At 67.7% G+C, this 17,380-nt stretch carries 19 protein-coding genes and 1 tRNA gene; 7 read left to right on the top strand and 13 right to left on the bottom strand.

What is annotated here, in order from left to right:
* Positions 1-13 precede the first annotated feature (13 nt).
* Genes ACWPV3_RS05130 through ACWPV3_RS05120 form a run of 3 tightly spaced genes read right to left on the bottom strand, consistent with a single transcriptional unit; the run spans position 14 to position 2,638 of the window.
* The gene (locus ACWPV3_RS05130; protein ID WP_313452064.1) at positions 14-712 is read right to left on the bottom strand and encodes an ABC transporter ATP-binding protein; all 699 of its coding nucleotides are present in this window, start codon (positions 710-712) and stop codon (positions 14-16) included.
* Positions 696-1,916 carry an efflux RND transporter periplasmic adaptor subunit gene (locus ACWPV3_RS05125; RefSeq protein ID WP_453977092.1) on the bottom strand — a complete coding sequence of 407 codons (1,221 nt, stop codon included), beginning with the start codon at positions 1,914-1,916 and terminating at the stop codon, positions 696-698. Before ACWPV3_RS05125 ends, ACWPV3_RS05130 begins: the two co-directional genes overlap by 17 nt.
* A 5-nt stretch (positions 1,917-1,921) precedes the next feature.
* Entirely contained in the window at positions 1,922-2,638 is a 717-nt protein-coding gene (locus ACWPV3_RS05120) for a hypothetical protein (RefSeq protein ID WP_453977091.1), read from the bottom strand.
* 259 nt (positions 2,639-2,897) lie between these two features.
* Here ACWPV3_RS05120 and folE point away from each other — a divergent pair, with 259 nt between their 5' ends.
* From folE to ACWPV3_RS05095, 5 genes are all read left to right on the top strand, one after another.
* On the top strand, positions 2,898-3,485 hold the full coding sequence (folE, locus tag ACWPV3_RS05115; protein WP_453977090.1) for a GTP cyclohydrolase I FolE: 588 nt from the start codon (positions 2,898-2,900) through the stop codon (positions 3,483-3,485).
* 50 nt (positions 3,486-3,535) lie between these two features.
* Positions 3,536-4,690, top strand: a complete 1,155-nt coding sequence (locus ACWPV3_RS05110; protein WP_453977089.1) for an acyltransferase family protein — start codon at positions 3,536-3,538, stop codon at positions 4,688-4,690.
* A gap of 92 nt (positions 4,691-4,782) precedes the next feature.
* The gene (locus ACWPV3_RS05105) at positions 4,783-5,472 is read left to right on the top strand and encodes a sugar transferase (protein WP_292086071.1); all 690 of its coding nucleotides are present in this window, start codon (positions 4,783-4,785) and stop codon (positions 5,470-5,472) included.
* Between the two features lie 80 nt (positions 5,473-5,552).
* The gene (gene acs, locus ACWPV3_RS05100; RefSeq protein WP_453977088.1) at positions 5,553-7,508 is read left to right on the top strand and encodes an acetate--CoA ligase; all 1,956 of its coding nucleotides are present in this window, start codon (positions 5,553-5,555) and stop codon (positions 7,506-7,508) included.
* A gap of 83 nt (positions 7,509-7,591) precedes the next feature.
* The gene (locus tag ACWPV3_RS05095; protein ID WP_453977087.1) at positions 7,592-8,596 is read left to right on the top strand and encodes a bile acid:sodium symporter family protein; all 1,005 of its coding nucleotides are present in this window, start codon (positions 7,592-7,594) and stop codon (positions 8,594-8,596) included.
* On the opposite strand, the gene leuA is transcribed toward ACWPV3_RS05095, so the two are convergent.
* The 7 genes from leuA to ACWPV3_RS05060 form a co-directional block, all read right to left on the bottom strand.
* Positions 8,593-10,302, bottom strand: coding sequence for a 2-isopropylmalate synthase (leuA, locus tag ACWPV3_RS05090; protein WP_453977086.1), 1,710 nt, complete (start codon positions 10,300-10,302; stop codon positions 8,593-8,595). The two genes, ACWPV3_RS05095 and leuA, sit on opposite strands and share 4 nt — an antisense overlap.
* A gap of 233 nt (positions 10,303-10,535) precedes the next feature.
* Positions 10,536-10,609, bottom strand: a tRNA-Gly gene (locus tag ACWPV3_RS05085).
* A gap of 81 nt (positions 10,610-10,690) precedes the next feature.
* The gene (locus ACWPV3_RS05080; protein WP_453977085.1) at positions 10,691-11,659 is read right to left on the bottom strand and encodes a TraB/GumN family protein; all 969 of its coding nucleotides are present in this window, start codon (positions 11,657-11,659) and stop codon (positions 10,691-10,693) included.
* Positions 11,660-11,693: 34 nt separating this feature from the next.
* Positions 11,694-12,350, bottom strand: a complete 657-nt coding sequence (locus ACWPV3_RS05075) for a hypothetical protein (protein WP_453977084.1) — start codon at positions 12,348-12,350, stop codon at positions 11,694-11,696.
* A complete protein-coding gene (locus tag ACWPV3_RS05070) occupies positions 12,347-12,550 on the bottom strand; it encodes a helix-turn-helix transcriptional regulator (RefSeq protein WP_312736138.1) in 204 nt (67 codons plus the stop codon). The genes ACWPV3_RS05075 and ACWPV3_RS05070 overlap by 4 nt, the downstream gene beginning before the upstream one ends.
* A 3-nt stretch (positions 12,551-12,553) precedes the next feature.
* On the bottom strand, positions 12,554-13,012 hold the full coding sequence (locus tag ACWPV3_RS05065) for a hypothetical protein (protein WP_453977083.1): 459 nt from the start codon (positions 13,010-13,012) through the stop codon (positions 12,554-12,556).
* A gap of 82 nt (positions 13,013-13,094) precedes the next feature.
* A complete protein-coding gene (locus ACWPV3_RS05060; RefSeq protein WP_453977082.1) occupies positions 13,095-14,312 on the bottom strand; it encodes a DNA recombination protein RmuC in 1,218 nt (405 codons plus the stop codon).
* Between the two features lie 124 nt (positions 14,313-14,436).
* On the opposite strand from ACWPV3_RS05060, the gene ACWPV3_RS05055 reads away from it, so the two are divergent.
* Entirely contained in the window at positions 14,437-14,712 is a 276-nt protein-coding gene (locus tag ACWPV3_RS05055; RefSeq protein WP_313452051.1) for a hypothetical protein, read from the top strand.
* A gap of 4 nt (positions 14,713-14,716) precedes the next feature.
* Here ACWPV3_RS05055 and recR read toward each other — a convergent pair whose 3' ends face one another.
* A complete protein-coding gene (gene recR / locus ACWPV3_RS05050; RefSeq protein ID WP_453977081.1) occupies positions 14,717-15,319 on the bottom strand; it encodes a recombination mediator RecR in 603 nt (200 codons plus the stop codon).
* Positions 15,319-15,648 (bottom strand): YbaB/EbfC family nucleoid-associated protein, encoded by a 330-nt coding sequence (locus tag ACWPV3_RS05045; RefSeq protein WP_292086086.1) that lies wholly within the window; start codon positions 15,646-15,648, stop codon positions 15,319-15,321. Before ACWPV3_RS05045 ends, recR begins: the two co-directional genes overlap by 1 nt.
* Before the next feature lie 167 nt (positions 15,649-15,815).
* Between ACWPV3_RS05045 and ACWPV3_RS05040 the strand changes: the two genes are divergently transcribed.
* Positions 15,816-16,430, top strand: coding sequence for a malonic semialdehyde reductase (locus ACWPV3_RS05040; protein ID WP_453977080.1), 615 nt, complete (start codon positions 15,816-15,818; stop codon positions 16,428-16,430).
* Between the two features lie 86 nt (positions 16,431-16,516).
* Here ACWPV3_RS05040 and ACWPV3_RS05035 read toward each other — a convergent pair whose 3' ends face one another.
* Entirely contained in the window at positions 16,517-17,242 is a 726-nt protein-coding gene (locus ACWPV3_RS05035; RefSeq protein WP_453977079.1) for a c-type cytochrome, read from the bottom strand.
* Positions 17,243-17,380 lie beyond the last annotated feature (138 nt).

Raw genomic sequence — 17,380 nt, 5'->3', positions numbered from 1 at the left:
TGACCGAAGGCGCTCAAGCGTCGGACCCGACGATCCGGCCCCGCGCCATGGTCACGACACGGCTCGCGGCCTGGATCACGAGCGGATCGTGGCTTGCGCAGACCACAGTATGGCCCCGCGCGCACAGGTCGTTCAGGATTTCGACGACCCGGATCGAATTGTCTTCGTCCAACGAGGCCGTCGGCTCGTCGCAAATGAGCAGCGGCGGCGAGATGGCCAATATCCGCGCAAGCGCCGCTCGTTGCCGTTCGCCGCCCGACAGGCGTTCGACGGGCTGGTTCGTCCGTCCGCCCAGCCCCATCTCTTCCAGCAATCGCCGGCCGACCCGATTCCGTTCGGCCGCCGGACGGCCGCGATATTCAAGGGCGAGCGTGACGTTCGCCAGGGCGCTGAGGCCGTCGATCAGGCCTGCGTCCTGGAACAGAAAGCCGACCTGCCTTCGCCTGACCTTTTCCCAGTCTCTTGTCGACAGACCGTCGATGGACCGGCCCGCGAGCCGATAACGCCCCCTGGACGCGCGATCCAGGCAGCCGAGAATGTTCAGAAGCGTCGACTTTCCACAGCCCGACGGGCCGACCACCGTCACGAATTCGCCGACTTCGACCGACAGCGAACAGTTCGACAACGCCTGAACCACATCGCCGTCCCTTGCGGGGTAGTCGCGACAGATATCGACGGCTTCGACGATCGCGCCCTCATCGAGACCGCTCATCGGCTCCTCTCACGACGATCACCTCGCCCTTGGAGATGCCGCTCAGGATTTCGGCGTAGTCGCCCGCCTGCGCGCCGATGCGGACCTCTCTCTGTTCCAGCTTTCCATCCTTCAGCAGAAAGACCAACCGCGTTCCGTTCCTAATATGGCGGCCGTACTCCATGCCGTTGGCGGCCGCCCGGACGTAGGTCTCGTTGTTGTTGTATTCCTTCATGAGCTGTTTTCTTTGCGCGTCGGAAAGGGGCGCGACATAGCCGGGCGGGCGATAGGACAGGGCTTGCGCAGGCACGCGCAGGACGTTGCGGGAATCGGCCTGGATCAGTTCCACCGACGCCGTCATGCCGGGCGTCAACACCCCGGCTCGGTTGTCATAACGCGCCACGGCGCGATAGGAGACGAAACGGCCTTCGCGGATCGGCGCCGTTCCGATGCTTTCCAACGTCGCCTGGTTTCGGATGTCGGGAAAGGCGTCGACGGTGAACATGACCTGGCTGTCGGGTCCCACACGGGCGATGTCGGTCTCCGCGATCATGATCTCCAGCAACATGTCGGTGTCGGCGGCTTCGGTCTTGAAGAGCGGCCGCTCGTCCTCGGGCGCGACCCTTTGGCCCACCTTGGCGAGAACCAGCGTCACCTTGCCGTCCAGCGGCGCGCGGACATCGGACGTCTGCGCCTGGGCCGCGACGGACATCAGACGCGCCTGGGCCGCCTGGTGCTGGTTTCGCGCCCGATCCACGGCGGCTTGCGCACGTTGGGTTTCGACCTCCGCCGTTTCCACGGCCGCCGCGCTGACGAAGCCGCCGCGTTGCAGGGTTCGGCGACGGTCGAGGTCGAGACGGGCGGACCGCAGCGCGATTTGCGCCTCCTCAAGAGAGGCCGAGAACGATCTGGCGTTCGCAGACGCTTCCGCCTCGACCGCCGCTCGTCCGGGATCTTCCATGGTGGCCAGCACCTGGCCGGCCCTTACCGTCTGGCCTTCCGTGACCAGGACGGCGGTGATCACCCCCGCGCGGGACGCCCTGACGTCGGCCCCCGCCATGGACATCAGGGCGCCCGTCGCCGGTACGATATCCCTTATGTCGCCGACCGTGGCGACGAAGGTGACAAGGCCCGACTTCGTGGGCGCCTCTTCCTTCCTCGCGCAGGCGACGACGGAGCCCGCCAGCGCCGCCGCCAGGCAGATATTGAGCAAGAGGGTGCGCATCGCTCCTACTGCATGTCCGTCACAAAAGTGACGGCGGCAGGCGACCGCTCCACTAACCGCCATCCGGTCCGCTCCGACACCGCCCATTCGAACTCCGTCGCCGTCAATTCATCCGCCGCAGGCGGCGCCTGCACAGCGGGCAAGACAAGCCTGTATACGCGCACGGGTTCGCCGGAGATGACGCCGTAACCGTTTGCGATCGTTCGGCAATTCACGAACGTCACGGTGATCGTCGTATCCTGGGCGCGCTCTCCGAACTGGCCCGAGGCCGTATAGAGAATGGGATAGGTTTCCTTTTCGCCGACGGACAAGGTCGTCGGGTCCCGCCGGTCCGCCGTATAGGCGATCGACATCGCCGGCCCCGACAGGGGCAGCACGCCCGCCCGGATTCGCCGAACCTCCGGCGGCGTCGCCTGTCCGTCCGGCGTCACGATACGCTCGCCGTATTCCACCACGTCGCCTCGGACGACGCCGATCGCCTCCTCGCGCGTGACGCCCGGCTGGATTTCTCCCTTGTCGTTCGCCAGCGCATAGGTGAATTTCCGGCCAGCTTCAGGCGGGACATAGGCCTGGGCCTTTCCACAATCGCGTGGCGTATAGAAGACCGCCCCATCTCCCGACAATCGCGTCACCGCGGCTGGTTCCGGATTGGTCTTGCCGGGAGACGGCGCATCCACGCATCCCGCGCAGGTCAGAGCGACCGTCAGAACCGCACGTTTCACATCCGCCTCCCGGTTCCGGATTCACTTATCGGTCGACACCTCTCCCCCAGGTCCGCCCGCATCGACACAACGAACGTGGCAGACCATCCGGGCGCCTCACCACCGTAGGAGGAGGCCACACCCGTGTAAATAACCTTCCATACAACTTGAAATCCATCAAGCCGCGGTGGCCGCTGGCGCGATCTGCACCCGTCGGGGCGTTCGTCACCCAACATGCGCCCCCTCCCCTTTCGCCGTCGGCCCCGCTATGTAGCCCGCCATGACCGACGCTCCTCATGCTCCCAAGATTTCCCAGGCCGACGCCGAAGCCGCCGTCCGCACCCTGATCGAATGGGCCGGCGACGACCCCGACCGCGAGGGGCTGCTGGAAACGCCGTCGCGGGTGGCCAGGAGCTATCGCGAACTGTTCCAGGGTTATGAGGTCGATCCGCTCTCCTATCTGGAAAAGACCTTCGAAGAGACGGGCGGCTACGACCAGCTGGTGGTGCTGAAGGACATCCGCTTCGTCAGCTTCTGCGAACACCATATGCTGCCCGTGGTGGGCAAGGCGCACGTCGCCTATCTGCCGACCGACCGGGTCGTGGGCATCTCCAAGCTGGCGCGCGTGGTGCGCGGCTTCGCGCGGCGTCTGCAGATCCAGGAGAAGATGACCTCCGAGATCGCCGAGGCCATCCAGACCGTGCTTCGCCCCCACGGCGTCGGCGTGGTGATCGAGGCCGAGCATTCCTGCATGACCCTGCGCGGCGTCAATGCGCCCGGCGCCAGCCTGTCGACCAGCCACCTGATCGGCGTCGTGCGCGACGATCCCCGCACGCGCGAGGAATTCCTGCGTCTGGTCCGGGGCTGAGGATGCGCGGCCCGCATCTTGCGGGCCAGGGGTCCAAGGAGGCGTTCCCCATGCCCTGGACCCTGATTTCGACCCGGAATGAGACAGTCCGCATCGCGCGCGGCGGCTGGCTGGACGCCCTGCGTTTCATCGTGGCCTTCCTGATCATACTGCATCATTTCCAGGCCGCCGGCCCGATCCCACTGGCGCAGCTCGTCAATCCGATCTTCGAGCGCGGCGGTTTTCTTCTGACCAACTTCTTCCTGATCGACAGCGGCTATGTGCTGATGCGGGTCTATGGGGCGGCGGTGAACCAGCGGCGGATGTCCCCGACCGACTTCTTCCTGAAGCGGTTCCTGCGCGTCACCCCCGCCCATCTGATCATGGGCCTGTCGCTGGTCGTCCTGGTCGTGGTCGGCACGGCGGCCGGCTTCGCCCCTCGCAATCCGGAATGGTTCCGCTGGGACCAGCTGCCGGCCCAGTTGCTGCTGCTCCAGTCCTATGGCGTGCACGGCGGCCTGGGCTGGAACGCCCCGACCTGGTCCATCTCGGCCCTGATCGGCTGCTATCTGTGCTTTCCCTGGATCATTCGCGGCCTGATGCGGCTGGGGCCGTGGGCGGCGCTGGCGGCAGGCGTCGGCGTCTATCTGGCGGCCAATCAGCTGTGCTGGAGCCTTCTGGGCTATCCCGTCTATCAGATGCCGATGGGCTACGGCTTCATCCGCGCCCTGCCGTTGTTCTTCCTGGGCATGTGCCTGGCCTGGTTCGCCCAGAAGGTCTGGATCGCGCCGCGCCTGGCTGGCTGGGCGGGCGTCCTGGCCGCCGTCGGCTTCTTCGCCCTGGAACTGCACGACAAGCATGCGCTGATCGCCCTGACCCTGATCTCCGTCATCATCCTGGCCGCCGGCGCCGTGCCGGTGAAACGCCCATCCAAACTGGTCGAGACGGCGGCCATGGTCTCCTTCTCCATGTTCATCACCAACGAGGTGGTGCGCATCGCTTGGTTCGGCGTGGTCAACGCCGCCAGCGCCAAGCTGGCCCTGTCGACGCCGATCCAATGGGGTCTGTGGGTCCTGGGCGTGATGGCGGCGGTCGGTTTCGCCTTCGCCTTCCACTTCGCCATCGACAATCCGTTGCAGACCCGCATTCGCGCCTGGCTGAAGCGGCGCAGCGGCGGGCGGGCGACCACGCCGACCCTCCAGCCCGTCGTCTCCATCGACGGCTAGACCGCGATGTCCCGCGCGCTTGGCGTTTTCGCTTGCAGCGCCGGCGTTCACCTTTCATTAACCCTCTCGACGGCGTTGAGCCCGAGGTAGGAATGTTCGACAGCTTGTCCGCCGTCGGCCTCAAGGCGCCGGCCGCCCCGACCCCGCCCACCAGCGCCCAGGACTGGACGCCCCGCTATCGGCGCGGCCCCGGCTCCCTGTTCTGCAAGCGCGCGCTGGACATCGCGGTCTCGGGCCTGGTGCTTCTGGCCCTGTGGCCCGCCCTGGTTCTGATCGCCCTGGCCATCGTGCTGGAGACGCCCGGCCCGGCCCTGTTCCGCCAGCACCGCACCGGCAAGGACGGCCGCGTCTTCGTCATACTGAAGTTCCGCAGCATGACGGTGACGGAAGACGGCGACACGGTGCGCCACAGCTTCCGCCACGACCGCCGCGTCACCCGCGTCGGGGCCGTCCTGCGCGCCGCCAGCCTGGACGAGCTGCCCCAGCTGATCAATGTTCTGAAGGGGGACATGTCCCTGGTCGGGCCGCGCCCGCACGCCCTGGCGCACGATCGACACTACGCCGCCCTGCTGCCCGACTACGGCGCGCGGTTCGCCGTCCTGCCGGGGCTGACGGGCCTGGCCCAGGCCTCGGGTCTGCACGGCGAGATCCATCAGCTGGGCTGCATGGCCCGCCGGGTCCAGGCCGATGTCGCCTACGCCGCCGGCTGGTCGTTCCGCGACGATCTGATTCTGCTGGGGCGCACCGTCCCCGTCGTTCTGGCCCGCCTGACCGCCGATTGATCCCAGTATCGGTTTCGGCGTCGGAACCGCTTGATCTGGCCCCGTCTTGCTGCCTTGATCGCCAGCGTCGCCATGATCCGATGCTGGAGTTTCCTCGCGTGTCCGAACCTGAACTCTATCCTGTCCCGGCCGATGTCGCCGCCCGGGCGCACATGGACCGTCAGGCCTACGAGGCCGCCCGTATCGCCGCGCGCGAGACGCCCGACGCCTTCTGGGCCGAACAGGCCAAACGGCTGGACTGGATCAAGGCTCCGACGAAGATCAAGGACGTCTCCTTCAGGAAGGAAGACTTCCGCATCCGCTGGTTCGAGGACGGGGTGCTGAACGTTTCGGCCAACTGCATCGACCGACACCTGCCGCACCGCAAGGACGAGACGGCCATCATCTGGGAAGGCGACGATCCCGCCGACAGCCGCCGCATCACGTATGGCGAACTGCACGCCGAGGTGTGCCGCATGGCCAATGTGCTGAAGGCGCACGGGGCCAAGAAGGGCGACCGGATCACCCTGTATCTGCCGATGATCCCCGAGGCCGCCTACGCCATGCTGGCCTGCGCGCGGATCGGCGCCGTCCATTCGGTCGTGTTCGGCGGCTTTTCGCCCGACAGCCTGAGCGGCCGGATCGAGGACTGCGGCTCCAATCTGGTCATCACCGCCGACGAGGGCCTGCGCGGCGGCAAGCATGTTCCGCTGAAGGCCAATGTCGACGAGGCGCTGAAGAAGGTGAAGGTCGACACGGTCCTGGTCGTGCGCCGCACCGACCGCGACGTGCCGATGACCGAGGGGCGCGACTTCGACTATGGGCTGGAGGCGGCCAGGGCCGCCGCCGACTGCCCGCCCGAGCCGATGAACGCCGAGGACCCGCTGTTCATCCTCTACACCTCCGGCTCGACCGGAAAGCCCAAGGGGGTGCTGCACACCACGGGCGGCTATCTGTTCTGGGCCGCCTGGACGCACGAGATCGTCTTCGACTATCGCCCCGGCGAGGTCTTCTGGTGCACCGCCGACGTGGGCTGGGTCACGGGCCATTCGTACCTGGTCTATGGGCCGCTGGCGAACGCGGCGACGACCCTGATGTTCGAAGGGGTGCCCAACTATCCCGACGCCGGCCGGTTCTGGCAGGTGGTGGACAAGCACAAGGTCGAGATTTTCTACACCGCCCCCACGGCCCTGCGCGCCCTGATGCGCGAGGGCGACGGACCGGTGAAAGCCGCCTCGCGCGCCTCGCTGCGTCTACTCGGCACGGTGGGCGAGCCGATCAACCCGGAGGCCTGGCGCTGGTATCACGAGGTGGTCGGCGACGGCCGCTGCCCCATCGTGGACACCTGGTGGCAGACCGAGACGGGCGGCCATCTGATCACCCCCCTGCCCGGCGCCACGGACCTGAAGCCCGGCTCGGCGACCCTGCCCCTGCCGGGCGTCGAACTGCAGATCGTGGATGCAGAGGGTCAGGAACTGACCGGCGCCGTGTCGGGCAATCTGTGCATCACCGACAGCTGGCCGGGCCAGATGCGCACGGTCTATGGCGACGACCAGCGGTTCTTCGACACCTATTTCTCGACCTATCCGGGCCGGTATTTCACCGGCGACGGCTGCCGCCGGGACGAGGACGGCTACTACTGGATCACCGGCCGGGTGGACGACGTCATCAATGTGTCGGGCCACCGGATGGGCACCGCCGAGATCGAGAGCGCCCTGGTGCTGCACGACGTGGTCGCCGAGGCGGCCGTGGTCGGCTTCCCCCACGACATCAAGGGTCAGGGCATCTATGCCTATGTCACCCTGAACAACGGGGTTGAACCGACCGAGGATCTGAGGAAGGCCCTGGTCGCCCATGTTCGCCAGGAGATCGGCCCCATCGCCGCCCCCGACGTGATCCAGTGGGCGCCGGGCCTGCCCAAGACCCGATCCGGCAAGATCATGCGTCGCATCCTGCGCAAGATCGCCGAGAACGAGATCGGATCGCTGGGCGACACTTCGACCCTGGCCGACCCTTCGGTGGTGGACGATCTGGTCAGGAACCGCGCGGGGGCCTGACGCAGGATTGAGCAAAGGCCCGGGCTTCACCCCCGCGCCCGGGCGGCCTATCACCACTGCGCGCCCCGCAGCCCGAGTTCGCCATGCCCCGCTTCCTGTCCCGCCTGCCGATCGACGGCTATCTTCTGGCCCTGATCGGCATGGTGGTTCTGGCGGCGCTGCTGCCCGCTGCAGGTCAGGCCGCGGTGGTGCTGGACAGGGTGGTCAAGGTCGCCATCGCCCTGCTGTTCTTCCTGTACGGCGCGCGGATGTCGCCGGCCGCCATCGGCGCGGGCCTGATGCACTGGCGGCTTCAGGGCGCGATCTTCCTCAGCACCTTCCTGCTGTTTCCCCTGCTGGGTCTGGTCATCGTCTTTCTGATGCGCGGGTCGCTGCAGCCCGATCTGCTGACGGGGATGCTCTATCTGTGCCTGCTGCCGTCCACGGTGCAGTCGTCCATCGCCTTCACCTCCATCGCCAGGGGCAATGTGGCGGGCGCCCTGACCAGCGCCAGCCTGTCGAACCTGCTGGGCGTCATCATCACCCCCCTGCTGGTCGCCTGGCTGATCGGCGGGGCGGGCGGGGGCGTCCGCCTGCAGTCCATCCTGGACATCGGCCTGCAGATTCTGGCCCCCTTCGCCGTGGGCCAGCTGTTCCGTCCACTGCTGGTGGGCTGGCTGACGAAACACGCCAAACTGACCAGCATGGTCGACCGGGGTTCGATCCTGTTGATCGTCTACGCCGCCTTCAGCGAGGGCATGGTCGCGGGGGTCTGGTCGCAGGTTTCGCTGAGCGACCTGACCAAGGTTCTGGCGTTGAACATCGCGCTGCTGGGCATCGTCCTCAGCCTGACTCTGCTCGCGGGCCGCGCGCTTAAGTTCGACCGCGGCGACCGGATCGTCATCCTGTTCTGCGGATCGAAGAAGGGGCTGGCCGCCGGGGTTCCGATGGCCAGCATCCTGTTCGCCAGCGCCTCCGTGCCGCTGATCGTCCTGCCGATCATGCTGTTCCACCAGATTCAGCTGTTCGCCTGCACCATCATCGCCCAGCGTTACGCCCGCGAAGATGCGGCCCGCCTGAAGGACGAGCCGCAGGTCGGAACCATCTAGCCGTCCGCCAGGCTCGGCGTCTTAGCCTTGACCGATGCGCCGGCGCGGTTGGCGGCGCCCAGCAGGGCCTTCAGGGAGGCGGTGGCCACGTCCGGGTCCGTCGCCACGCCGAAGATGGCGCGACCGTCCGCCGTCCGACATTCGACATAGGCCGCCGCCTGGGCGTCGCCACCCTGGCCGATGGCGTGTTCGTGATAGTCCGCGATGTCCAGCGCCAGACCGCAGTCTTCGCGCAGGGCGTCCAGCACGCTGGACAGGAAGCCGTTGCCGCGCCCGGATATCCGGCGTTCCTCGCCGTTCAGGCGGATACGGCCGGTGAAGCGGCGCTCCCTGCCGGGCGCCGAGCGGCCCTCTTCATAGTCGATCAGGGCGAACGGGCCCTTGCCGCCGTCCGGCGCATAGACCGAGCGGAACACGTCCCAGATGTCGGCGGCGGTCAGTTCGCGCCCTACCTCGTCGGCATAGGCCTGGACGTGCTGGCTGAAATCGACCTGCATCCGCTTGGGCAGTTTCAGCCCCTTGTCCTGTTCCAGAACCCAGGCGAAGCCGCCCTTGCCCGACTGGGAGTTGACGCGGATCACCGCCTCGTAGGACCGGCCCAGATCGGCCGGGTCGATGGGCAGATAGGGCACGTTCCAGATCTGGTCGTTGCGCTGGGCCTGGGCGGCGAAGCCCTTCTTGATCGCGTCCTGGTGGCTGCCCGAGAAGGCGGTGAAGACCAGTTCCCCGGCATAGGGATGGCGCGGATGGACCGGCAGGGCGTTGCAGTGTTCGACCGTCTGGATCACCCCGTCCATGTCCGAGAAGTCCAGCCCCGGATCGACCCCCTGGGTGTAGAGATTCAGCGCCAGCGTCACCAGATCGACATTGCCTGTGCGCTCGCCATTGCCGAACAGACAACCCTCGACCCGATCCGCGCCGGCCATGACCGACAGCTCCGCCGCCGCCACGCCCGTGCCCCGGTCGTTGTGCGGGTGGACCGAGACGATCACGCTGTCGCGCCGCGAGATGTGGCGGCAGAACCATTCGACCTGGTCGGCATAGACGTTCGGCGTCGCCGCCTCGACCGTGGCCGGCAGGTTGATGATCAGCGGCTTTTCAGGCGTGGGCTCGATCACGTCCATCACCGCCTCGCAGACCTCCAGGCTGAAGTCCAGCTCGGCCGTGGAGAAGGTCTCGGGGCTGTATTCGAAGCGCCAGTCGGTGTCTGGGCGGCGTTCCGCCTGCTCGCGCATCCGGCTCATGCCCTCGACCGCGATGGCCTTCACCTGGTGGCGGTCCATGCCGAAGACGATCTGGCGCCAGGCCGGCGACACGGCGTTGTACATATGGACCACGGCGGTCCGCGCGCCCTCCAGGCTCTCGAACGAGCGGGCGATCAGGTCGGCCCGCGCCTGGGTCAGCACCTGCACCGTCACATCGTCCGGCACGGCGCCCGAACGGATCAGGCCGCTGATGAAGTCGAACTCGGTCGCCCCGGCCGACGGGAAGCCGATCTCGATCTCCTTGATCCCGATCTTCACCAGGAGGTCGAAGAAGCGCTGCTTCTTCTCGGCGTTCATCGGGTCGATCAGGGCCTGGTTGCCGTCGCGCATGTCGGTCGACAGCCAGCGCGGGGCCTTGTCGATGGTCCGGCCGGGCCACTGGCGATCCGGCAGGTCCACGACCGGAAAGGGGCGATATTTGATGGAGGGGTCGCGCAGCACCGTGCGTCTCCTGAACGTCTTGCGATCTTGAAAGGGTTTACGACAGCGTGTTCCGCCGCCGGGCAGCCGTCAGTCCCGGCGGCAGCCGATAAGTCGCAGACCCGCGCAAGAAGGCGCGCAGGGCGAAAGGCTCAGGAGCGAGGCGAAAGAATTTACCACGCCCAAGCCTATCAAGGATCGTCAGGAGAAACAATCCACCTGTAACCGACGATTTTCGGAAGAAGGCGACCGAGTGGAGCGGGCAGCGGGAATCGAACCCGCACGAGCAGCATGGGAAGCTGCCAGGCTACCACTACATCATGCCCGCATCGCGTCGGTCGGGGGCGGCGTGGACACGCCCTCGCCCGAACCCTTAGCCGTCCGCCGATCCCGGCTCAAGCACGATGCGTCATTGAACCGCTTCGACGTCCACGCCGCGCGCCTTCAACTGGGCCTGGACGCTGTCGGGGCCCGCCAGGTGAGCTGCGCCAACGGCGATGAAGGCCGTGCCCGAGCCCTGGAGCAGGGTCTGGATCTGGTTCGCCCAGTCGGTGTTCCGGTCGACCAGCAGCGCCTTGTAGAGGGCTGGAGAGTCGGTCTTCATCTCTTGGACCATCAGTCGTTCGATGGCCGGCACGTCGCCGCGCGCCCAGTCCGCCACCATCTCGTCCAGCTTGACCGTCGCCTCGTCGTAGTCCTTCAGCGTCTCGCGCAGGAAGGCCAGTTGCACGTCGTCGGGCAGGTCGGCCAGAATGCCGATCTGTTTGTCGATCGTCTCGAAGCCGTGGACCGGCTTTCCCGCCGCCTCGGCGCGCGCCTTCAGCACGATCTCCACGCCCGACTTGGGATCGTAGCCCGCCTTGACCAGGGGCGTGACCGACAGCATCAGCCCCGCGAACCACGGCCTGAAGTTGTCCATCTTCACCGCGTCCAGCCCCAGATCATGGGCGGCGTTTGCGAACAGGGTCAGTTCGCCCGTCGTCAGGGTGGTGGCGTTGCGATAGGTCGGCGACACGCCATACTGCTGGATCAACGGAACGATCGCCGCCTGGTCGTCCGGATTGCTGATCTCGAACCAGACGTCCGAGGCGCTGTCGAAGGCGGCCTTGACGCGGGGGCTCTCCCATCCGGTCGTCGGACGCAGCACATGGACCGATCCGAACAGATACAGGGTCGAATCCGCGTCCTTGACCACCCAGAGGGCCGGCCCCTGTCCCTGGATGGCGGGAACGGCGGCGGGAGCCTGGACCGGCGCCGTCGCGGCCTGGCGCGCCGAGGCCGGCATGGCCCCGGCGATCAGGGCGAAGCTTAGGGCCAGGCCGACGACGCCGCGCGCGACGATCGCCGCCGAGGTCTTGAGATGGGACGGAAGGGTCATGCGAAGCTCTTTCGGATCGGGATTGCGAAAAGGATCAGGTCAGCCCGCGTCGCACGCTGACGACCACGGATGCGATCAGATAGAAGGCCATCAGCACGGCGTAGATGTCCCAGGCCGTCAGGGCCGGGGCGAAGCCCAGCCGCTCGGCCGCCGCCCACAGGAACAGCACCCCCTGCCCCAGGAAGAACGTCACGGCCCCCGCCTCCAGCACCGTGCGGCGCACCAGTTCGTCGGCCTGCAGATAGACCCGCACGTTCAGCACCGTATGCAGCGCCATCAGAAGGCCGATGACGACGAACCCGAACAGGGGCGACAGGCCCGCCGCGCTGAAGACAGGCGGCAAGGTCAGCAGCAGGCCGGAAAAGCCGAAAACCAGCGCCTGACGCCGCGCCAGTCCGATCTCGGTCGGCGAGGCGTCGCCCTCCAGCCTGTACATCCGTCCCAGCCGCGCAGGGCTCAGGCTGGTGACAAGGGCCGCCGCCGACCCGAAGATCAGGCCGAAGGCGACCAGCAGGGCCAGTCCGTCGGCCCAGCCCAACCCGAGGTCGGAAAGCGAGGGTCCGCCGGGAAACGCGCGCGCCAGCAACCAGCCGACGCCGTATCCCGCCACGCCGAAGACGAAACCGACGATGACGAGGCGGGCCAAGGATCGAAGCCGGCGCGTCCCGCCGGCGGACGTCAGAGTCGTCATGACAGGCTTCCTTGTTCGAAAAAGATGGATTCGATGGGTTGTTCGAAGACGCGCGCGATCTTGAACGCCAGCGGCAGCGACGGGTCGTAACGGCCGGTTTCCAGGGCGTTGACCGTCTGGCGCGACACGCCCAGCCGTTCGGCCAGATGCGCCTGCGACCAGTCCCGTTCGGCGCGCAGAACCTTGAGACGATTGTTCATGGCTCAGCTCCTCATCCGCGCCAGCCACCACCACACCCAGACCAGGATATAGCCGATCAGCATGGGCGCGATCATCAGGGCCGCCCCGGCCGAGACATAGTCGACCGGCGCCGCGCCCGAGCCGATCCAGCCGGCGATCACCTCTCTCCAAGGGCCGCCCGACGCCAGGACCAGGCCCACGCCGCTGACGCACATGCCCGCCGTGCCGCCCCAGTACCAGGCCGCCTTGTGGGCCTCTCGCGCCGCCTCGTCGATGACACGCATCCATTCCGCGCCGATCCACAGCGCGCCCGCCATAAGGACAGCCGCGAAGACAGCGATGACGATCTGTTCGACCGCCTGGCCGTCGAACCAGCCCGCCTGACCGCCGTAGCCCGCAAGAACCCCGCTGACGAAACCGAACAGCAAGACGCCCCCGAAGGTGATCGCCGCCGCCCGTAGAACCGGCGTCCATTTCCGCATCGGTCAACATTCCTTGTCTAACTGACAAGGACCATTGTCATATACGCGCGCAGTTTGTCAAGCAGGCTTTCCAGCCCGACGATCAGCTTTCGGCGACGGGGGCGATCAGTTCCGGCCGGCTGACGGCGCGGGGCGCGGTCTCGACCGGCGCCAGTTCGGGCAGGGTCTTGCCTTCGTGGTCCACCTGCAGGTCTTCGAAACGGCGCGCCGCGACCATGACCTGGCTTTCCAGCGAACCGACGAACTGGTTGTATTTGCCCACCGCCGTGTCCAGCGCCCGACCAACGGCGACGGCGTGGCCGCCCATGACCGACAGCCGCTTGTAGAGTTCGCGCCCCAGGGCCGCGACCTTGTCGGCGTTGGCCGCCTGCTCCTCGGCCCGCCAGCCATAGGCCACGGCCTTGCACAGGGCGAACAGAGTCGACGGCGTGGCGATGACCACCCGCGATTCCATGGCGTTGGACAGCAGATCCGGCGCATGGTCCAGCGCCGTGGCCAGGAAGCTGTCGCCCGGCACGAACAGGACGACGAAGTCCGGGCTGGGCCGGAACTGGTCCTGATAGGCCTTTGACGACAACTGGCGCACATGGGTCTTCAGGCTGGCGGCGGTGCGCAGGCCGACGGATCGGACGCGCGCCTCCTCGTCGCCGTCCTCGTCGTCGAAGGCCAGTGGCACCTTGGCGTCGATCACAAACATGCCGCCGCCGGGCAAACGCACGATGAAGTCGGGCCGGTTCTGGCGTCCCTCGTCGTCGGCGCTGGAGGTCTGTTCGGTGAAGTCGAACCTTCCGGCCATGCCGGCGGCCTCCAGCACGTTGCGGCAGGTCTGCTCGCCCCAGCGGCCGCGCCGGCCGGTGTTGCCGCGCAGAGCCTCGGTCAGCTTGCGCGCCTCGTCGCGCGTCGCGGAAGACGCCGCCATCAGGGCCGCCAGCTGTTCGCGCAAGCCGCCCGTCTCTTCCGACCGGGTCTTCTCCAGTGCGGCGACATGTTCCTGGAATTTGGTCAGGGTGTCGGCGACGGGCTTCAACTGGGCGGCCATCCGCTCGCGCGCCAGCTGGTCCTGGGCGCGAAAGGTCTCGGTCGCGCGGTTGACCATCTGGTCGGCGACGGCCTGGGCCGACTGGGCGGCCTGGGCCTTCAGATATTCGTTCATCGTCGCGCGGCCTTCCTCGATCAGATCGATGCGCGCCTGGGCCGCCGCCAGTTCACCGCGCGTCCGCTGCCAGCCCATGAAGGCCCACAGAAAGCCGCCCCCAAGGGCGAGAGCCAGCACGGCGAGAAGGGGCGCGATCATGTTCATGCTCCGTTCCTAGCGGGAGTCGCGCCGGTTTAGAAGCGCGCGGTCGCGCCGCACGGCCCGATGCGGAACGGCGCCCTTTCGACGACGTTGGCCTTTGCACACGTTCACCACGCGAGAGGCCGTCATGACCCCGGAACAACCCCGCCGACACGACAAGGCCGCCGATGCGGTGCACGAGGGTCGCCCGGTGGACGCCGAACTGGTGCGCAGCGGCCGCAAGAACCCGCGCATCCTCGTGATCCTCGCCATATCGACCCTGACGGCCGCGATCCTGTTGCTGGGCCTTTGGCTTCTGACGAACGGGGTCTTCGATTCCAAGAATGTCGAAACCGGCCCCAAGGCCGCCGCGGCCGAAACCCAAGTCTTCGCGGACGACGGCCCGACCGCGCCGTCGAATTGAGCGCTCAGGCGGGTCGGCGCGCTCTCAGCGCCTGGACGATGGTGCCGTCGTCCAGCCAGTCCAGTTCACCGCCCACCGGCACGCCGCGCGCCAGGCTGGTGATCTCCACATCCGGCCCGGCGATCCGCTCGGCGACATAGTGGGCGGTCGTCTGGCCGTCGACCGTGGCTGGCAGGGCCAGGACCACCTCGCGCACCCCGCCGCCTCTCACGCGACCGACCAGTTCGGCGATCCGCAAATGCTCCGGCCCCACGCCGTCCAGGGCCGACAGCAGGCCGCCCAGGACGTGATATTTGCCGCGAAACGCGCCCGACCGCTCCATGGCCCACAGGGCGCCGGCCTCTTCCACTACGCAGATCAGGCCGTTGTCGCGCGCGCCGTCCGAACAGATGGCGCACGGGTCGCGGGTGTCGGGCGCGCCGCACACCGAACAGGACACAACCTTCTCGGCCGTCTCGGCCAGGGACGCCGCCAGCGGGACCAGGAGCTGCTCGCGGCGCTTCAGCAGGGCCAGGGCCGCCCGGCGGGCCGAGCGCGGCCCCAGTCCCGGCAGCTTGGCCAGAAGGGAGATCAGCCGTTCGATCTCCGGCCCGGCGGAGGCGGCCATCAGAACAGTTTCGGCATTCCGGGGATGTTCATCCCCGCCATCGGGCCGGCCGCTTCGCGCATCAGGGCGTTGTTCTGTTCGTCCAGCTTTCGCTTGGCGTCGGCGTGGGCCGCCACGATCAGGTCGGCCAGGATGTCGCCCTCGCCGGGCGTTAACAGGCTGTCGTCGATTCGGATCGCCGTGATCTCGCCCGGCCCCTTCAGAGCCACCGAGACCAGGCCGCCGCCCGAGGAGCCCTCGGCGGTGGTTTCGGCCATCCTGGCCTGGGCGTCCTGCAGCTTCTGCTGCATCGCCTGGGCCTGCTGCATCAGTTGGGTCAGATCTTTCATGCCTCCTAGATAGGGGCAAGACCGCGCCGACGACAGGGGTTTTCGGCATCTCTCGCAACAGGGCGCGTGTTCGGAAACGCAGCGTCGCCGTTCCTGACATTGAACGCGGCGGAACAGGCCTTAATTAGCTCCCGTTCTTGTTGCCGTTCAGATCAGGAGTTTCCGACATGGCCTATGACGCCCTCCCCGCCCGCGACGCCCCCCTGTCGGACGCCGCCCTGGCGCAGCTGTTCACAGAGGCGCGCACCCGCAACGCCTGGACCGACCGCCCGGTCGCACCCGAACTTCTGCGGAAACTCTATGACCTGACCAGGTTGGGCCCCACCGCCGTCAACGCCGGTCCCGCCCGTTTCGTCTTCGTCACCTCGCCCGAGGCCAAGGCCCGGCTGGCCCCGCTGATGAGCGAGGGCAACCGCGCCAAGACGCTGCAGGCGCCGGTGAACCTGATCCTGGGCCAGGACCTGGATTTCCACGATCATCTGCCGACCCTGTTCCCCCACGCCCCCGGCGCGCGCGACTGGTTCGCCGACGAGGCGGCCCGACGCGAGACGGCGTTTCGCAACGCCTCGCTTCAGGGCGGCTATCTGACCATTGCGGCGCGCGCCCTGGGCCTGGATGTCGGCCCCATGTGCGGCTTCGACGCGGCCGGGGTGAAGGCCGAGTTCTTTCCCGACAGCAATGTAGAGCCGAACTATATCCTGAACCTGGGCTATGGCTCGGACCAGGATCTCTATCCGCGCTCGCCCCGCCTGCCGTTCGAAACGGCGGCCCGCATCCTCTGAGACGGCGGCGGATCGGGCACGAAAAAGGGGCGGCCCGTCGGGCCGCCCCCGTCCGTTTTTCAGTCCGTTTCGCCGTCCGGCCGCGATCAGTGGTTCGCGGGCGCAGGGCTGGCGGCCGCCGGCGGAGCGGCGGGCGTCGTCTGGGTCGTGGCCGGGGCGGCAGCGCCTGCGGCGGCGGGCGCCGCGCCCGTCGCCTCGGTCGCAGCAGCGCCTTCCGCCGGAGCGGCCTCGCCGGCGGCGGGCGCGGCCCCCGGCTGACGCGCGGGATCGGGCGCGGGAATCGCATAGCCCGAAGAGCCCTGGGTCCGCAGCCAGGCGATCAGATTGATACGGGTCTGGGCGTCGCGGATGCCGGCGAACGACATCTTGGTGCCGGGGACGTATTTCGCCGGCGCGGTGATGAAGCTGTTCAGGGCGTCATAGGTCCAGGTCGGAACCTCGGCCTTGTGCTTGGTCATGGCGTCCGAATAGGCGAAGCCGGGCCGATGCTCGACCGGGCCGCCGACCACGCCCCACAGATTCGGACCGATCTTGTCGGCGCCCCCCTGATGGCCGTCATGGCAGGCCTGGCAGCGCGCGAAAGCGGCTTCGCCGGCGGCCAGGTCGGCGGTCGGCAGGACGGTGCCCCAATCCGGCGGCAGCTCGGCCGTCTCGCCGCCCGCCGCCTCTTCTGGCGCATCGACGAAATAGCCCATCTTCTTGGGAGGTTCGGAATGATAGATCAGGCCCGACGCCTGCTGGACCACCAGGATGACGAAGGCCGTCCCCAGCGCCGCGCCGAAAATCTTGTTCCACTTCAGATCGCCGCTCATGCGCCTGGTCTGCTCCCTCTGCCGCGCCGGGCCCCCGCGTGAACACGCCCCGGACATCTTCTTGCGTCGGCGTGTCTGGCACGGTAGCGCGGCCTTCGCAACCGCGCCCGCGCACGACGGGCCACCACCGGCGTCAGG

Source organism: Brevundimonas sp. Marseille-Q4549 (assembly GCF_976940555.1).
Note: the sequence above shows the minus strand (reverse complement) of the source record. Positions and strands in the feature narration are given on the sequence as shown.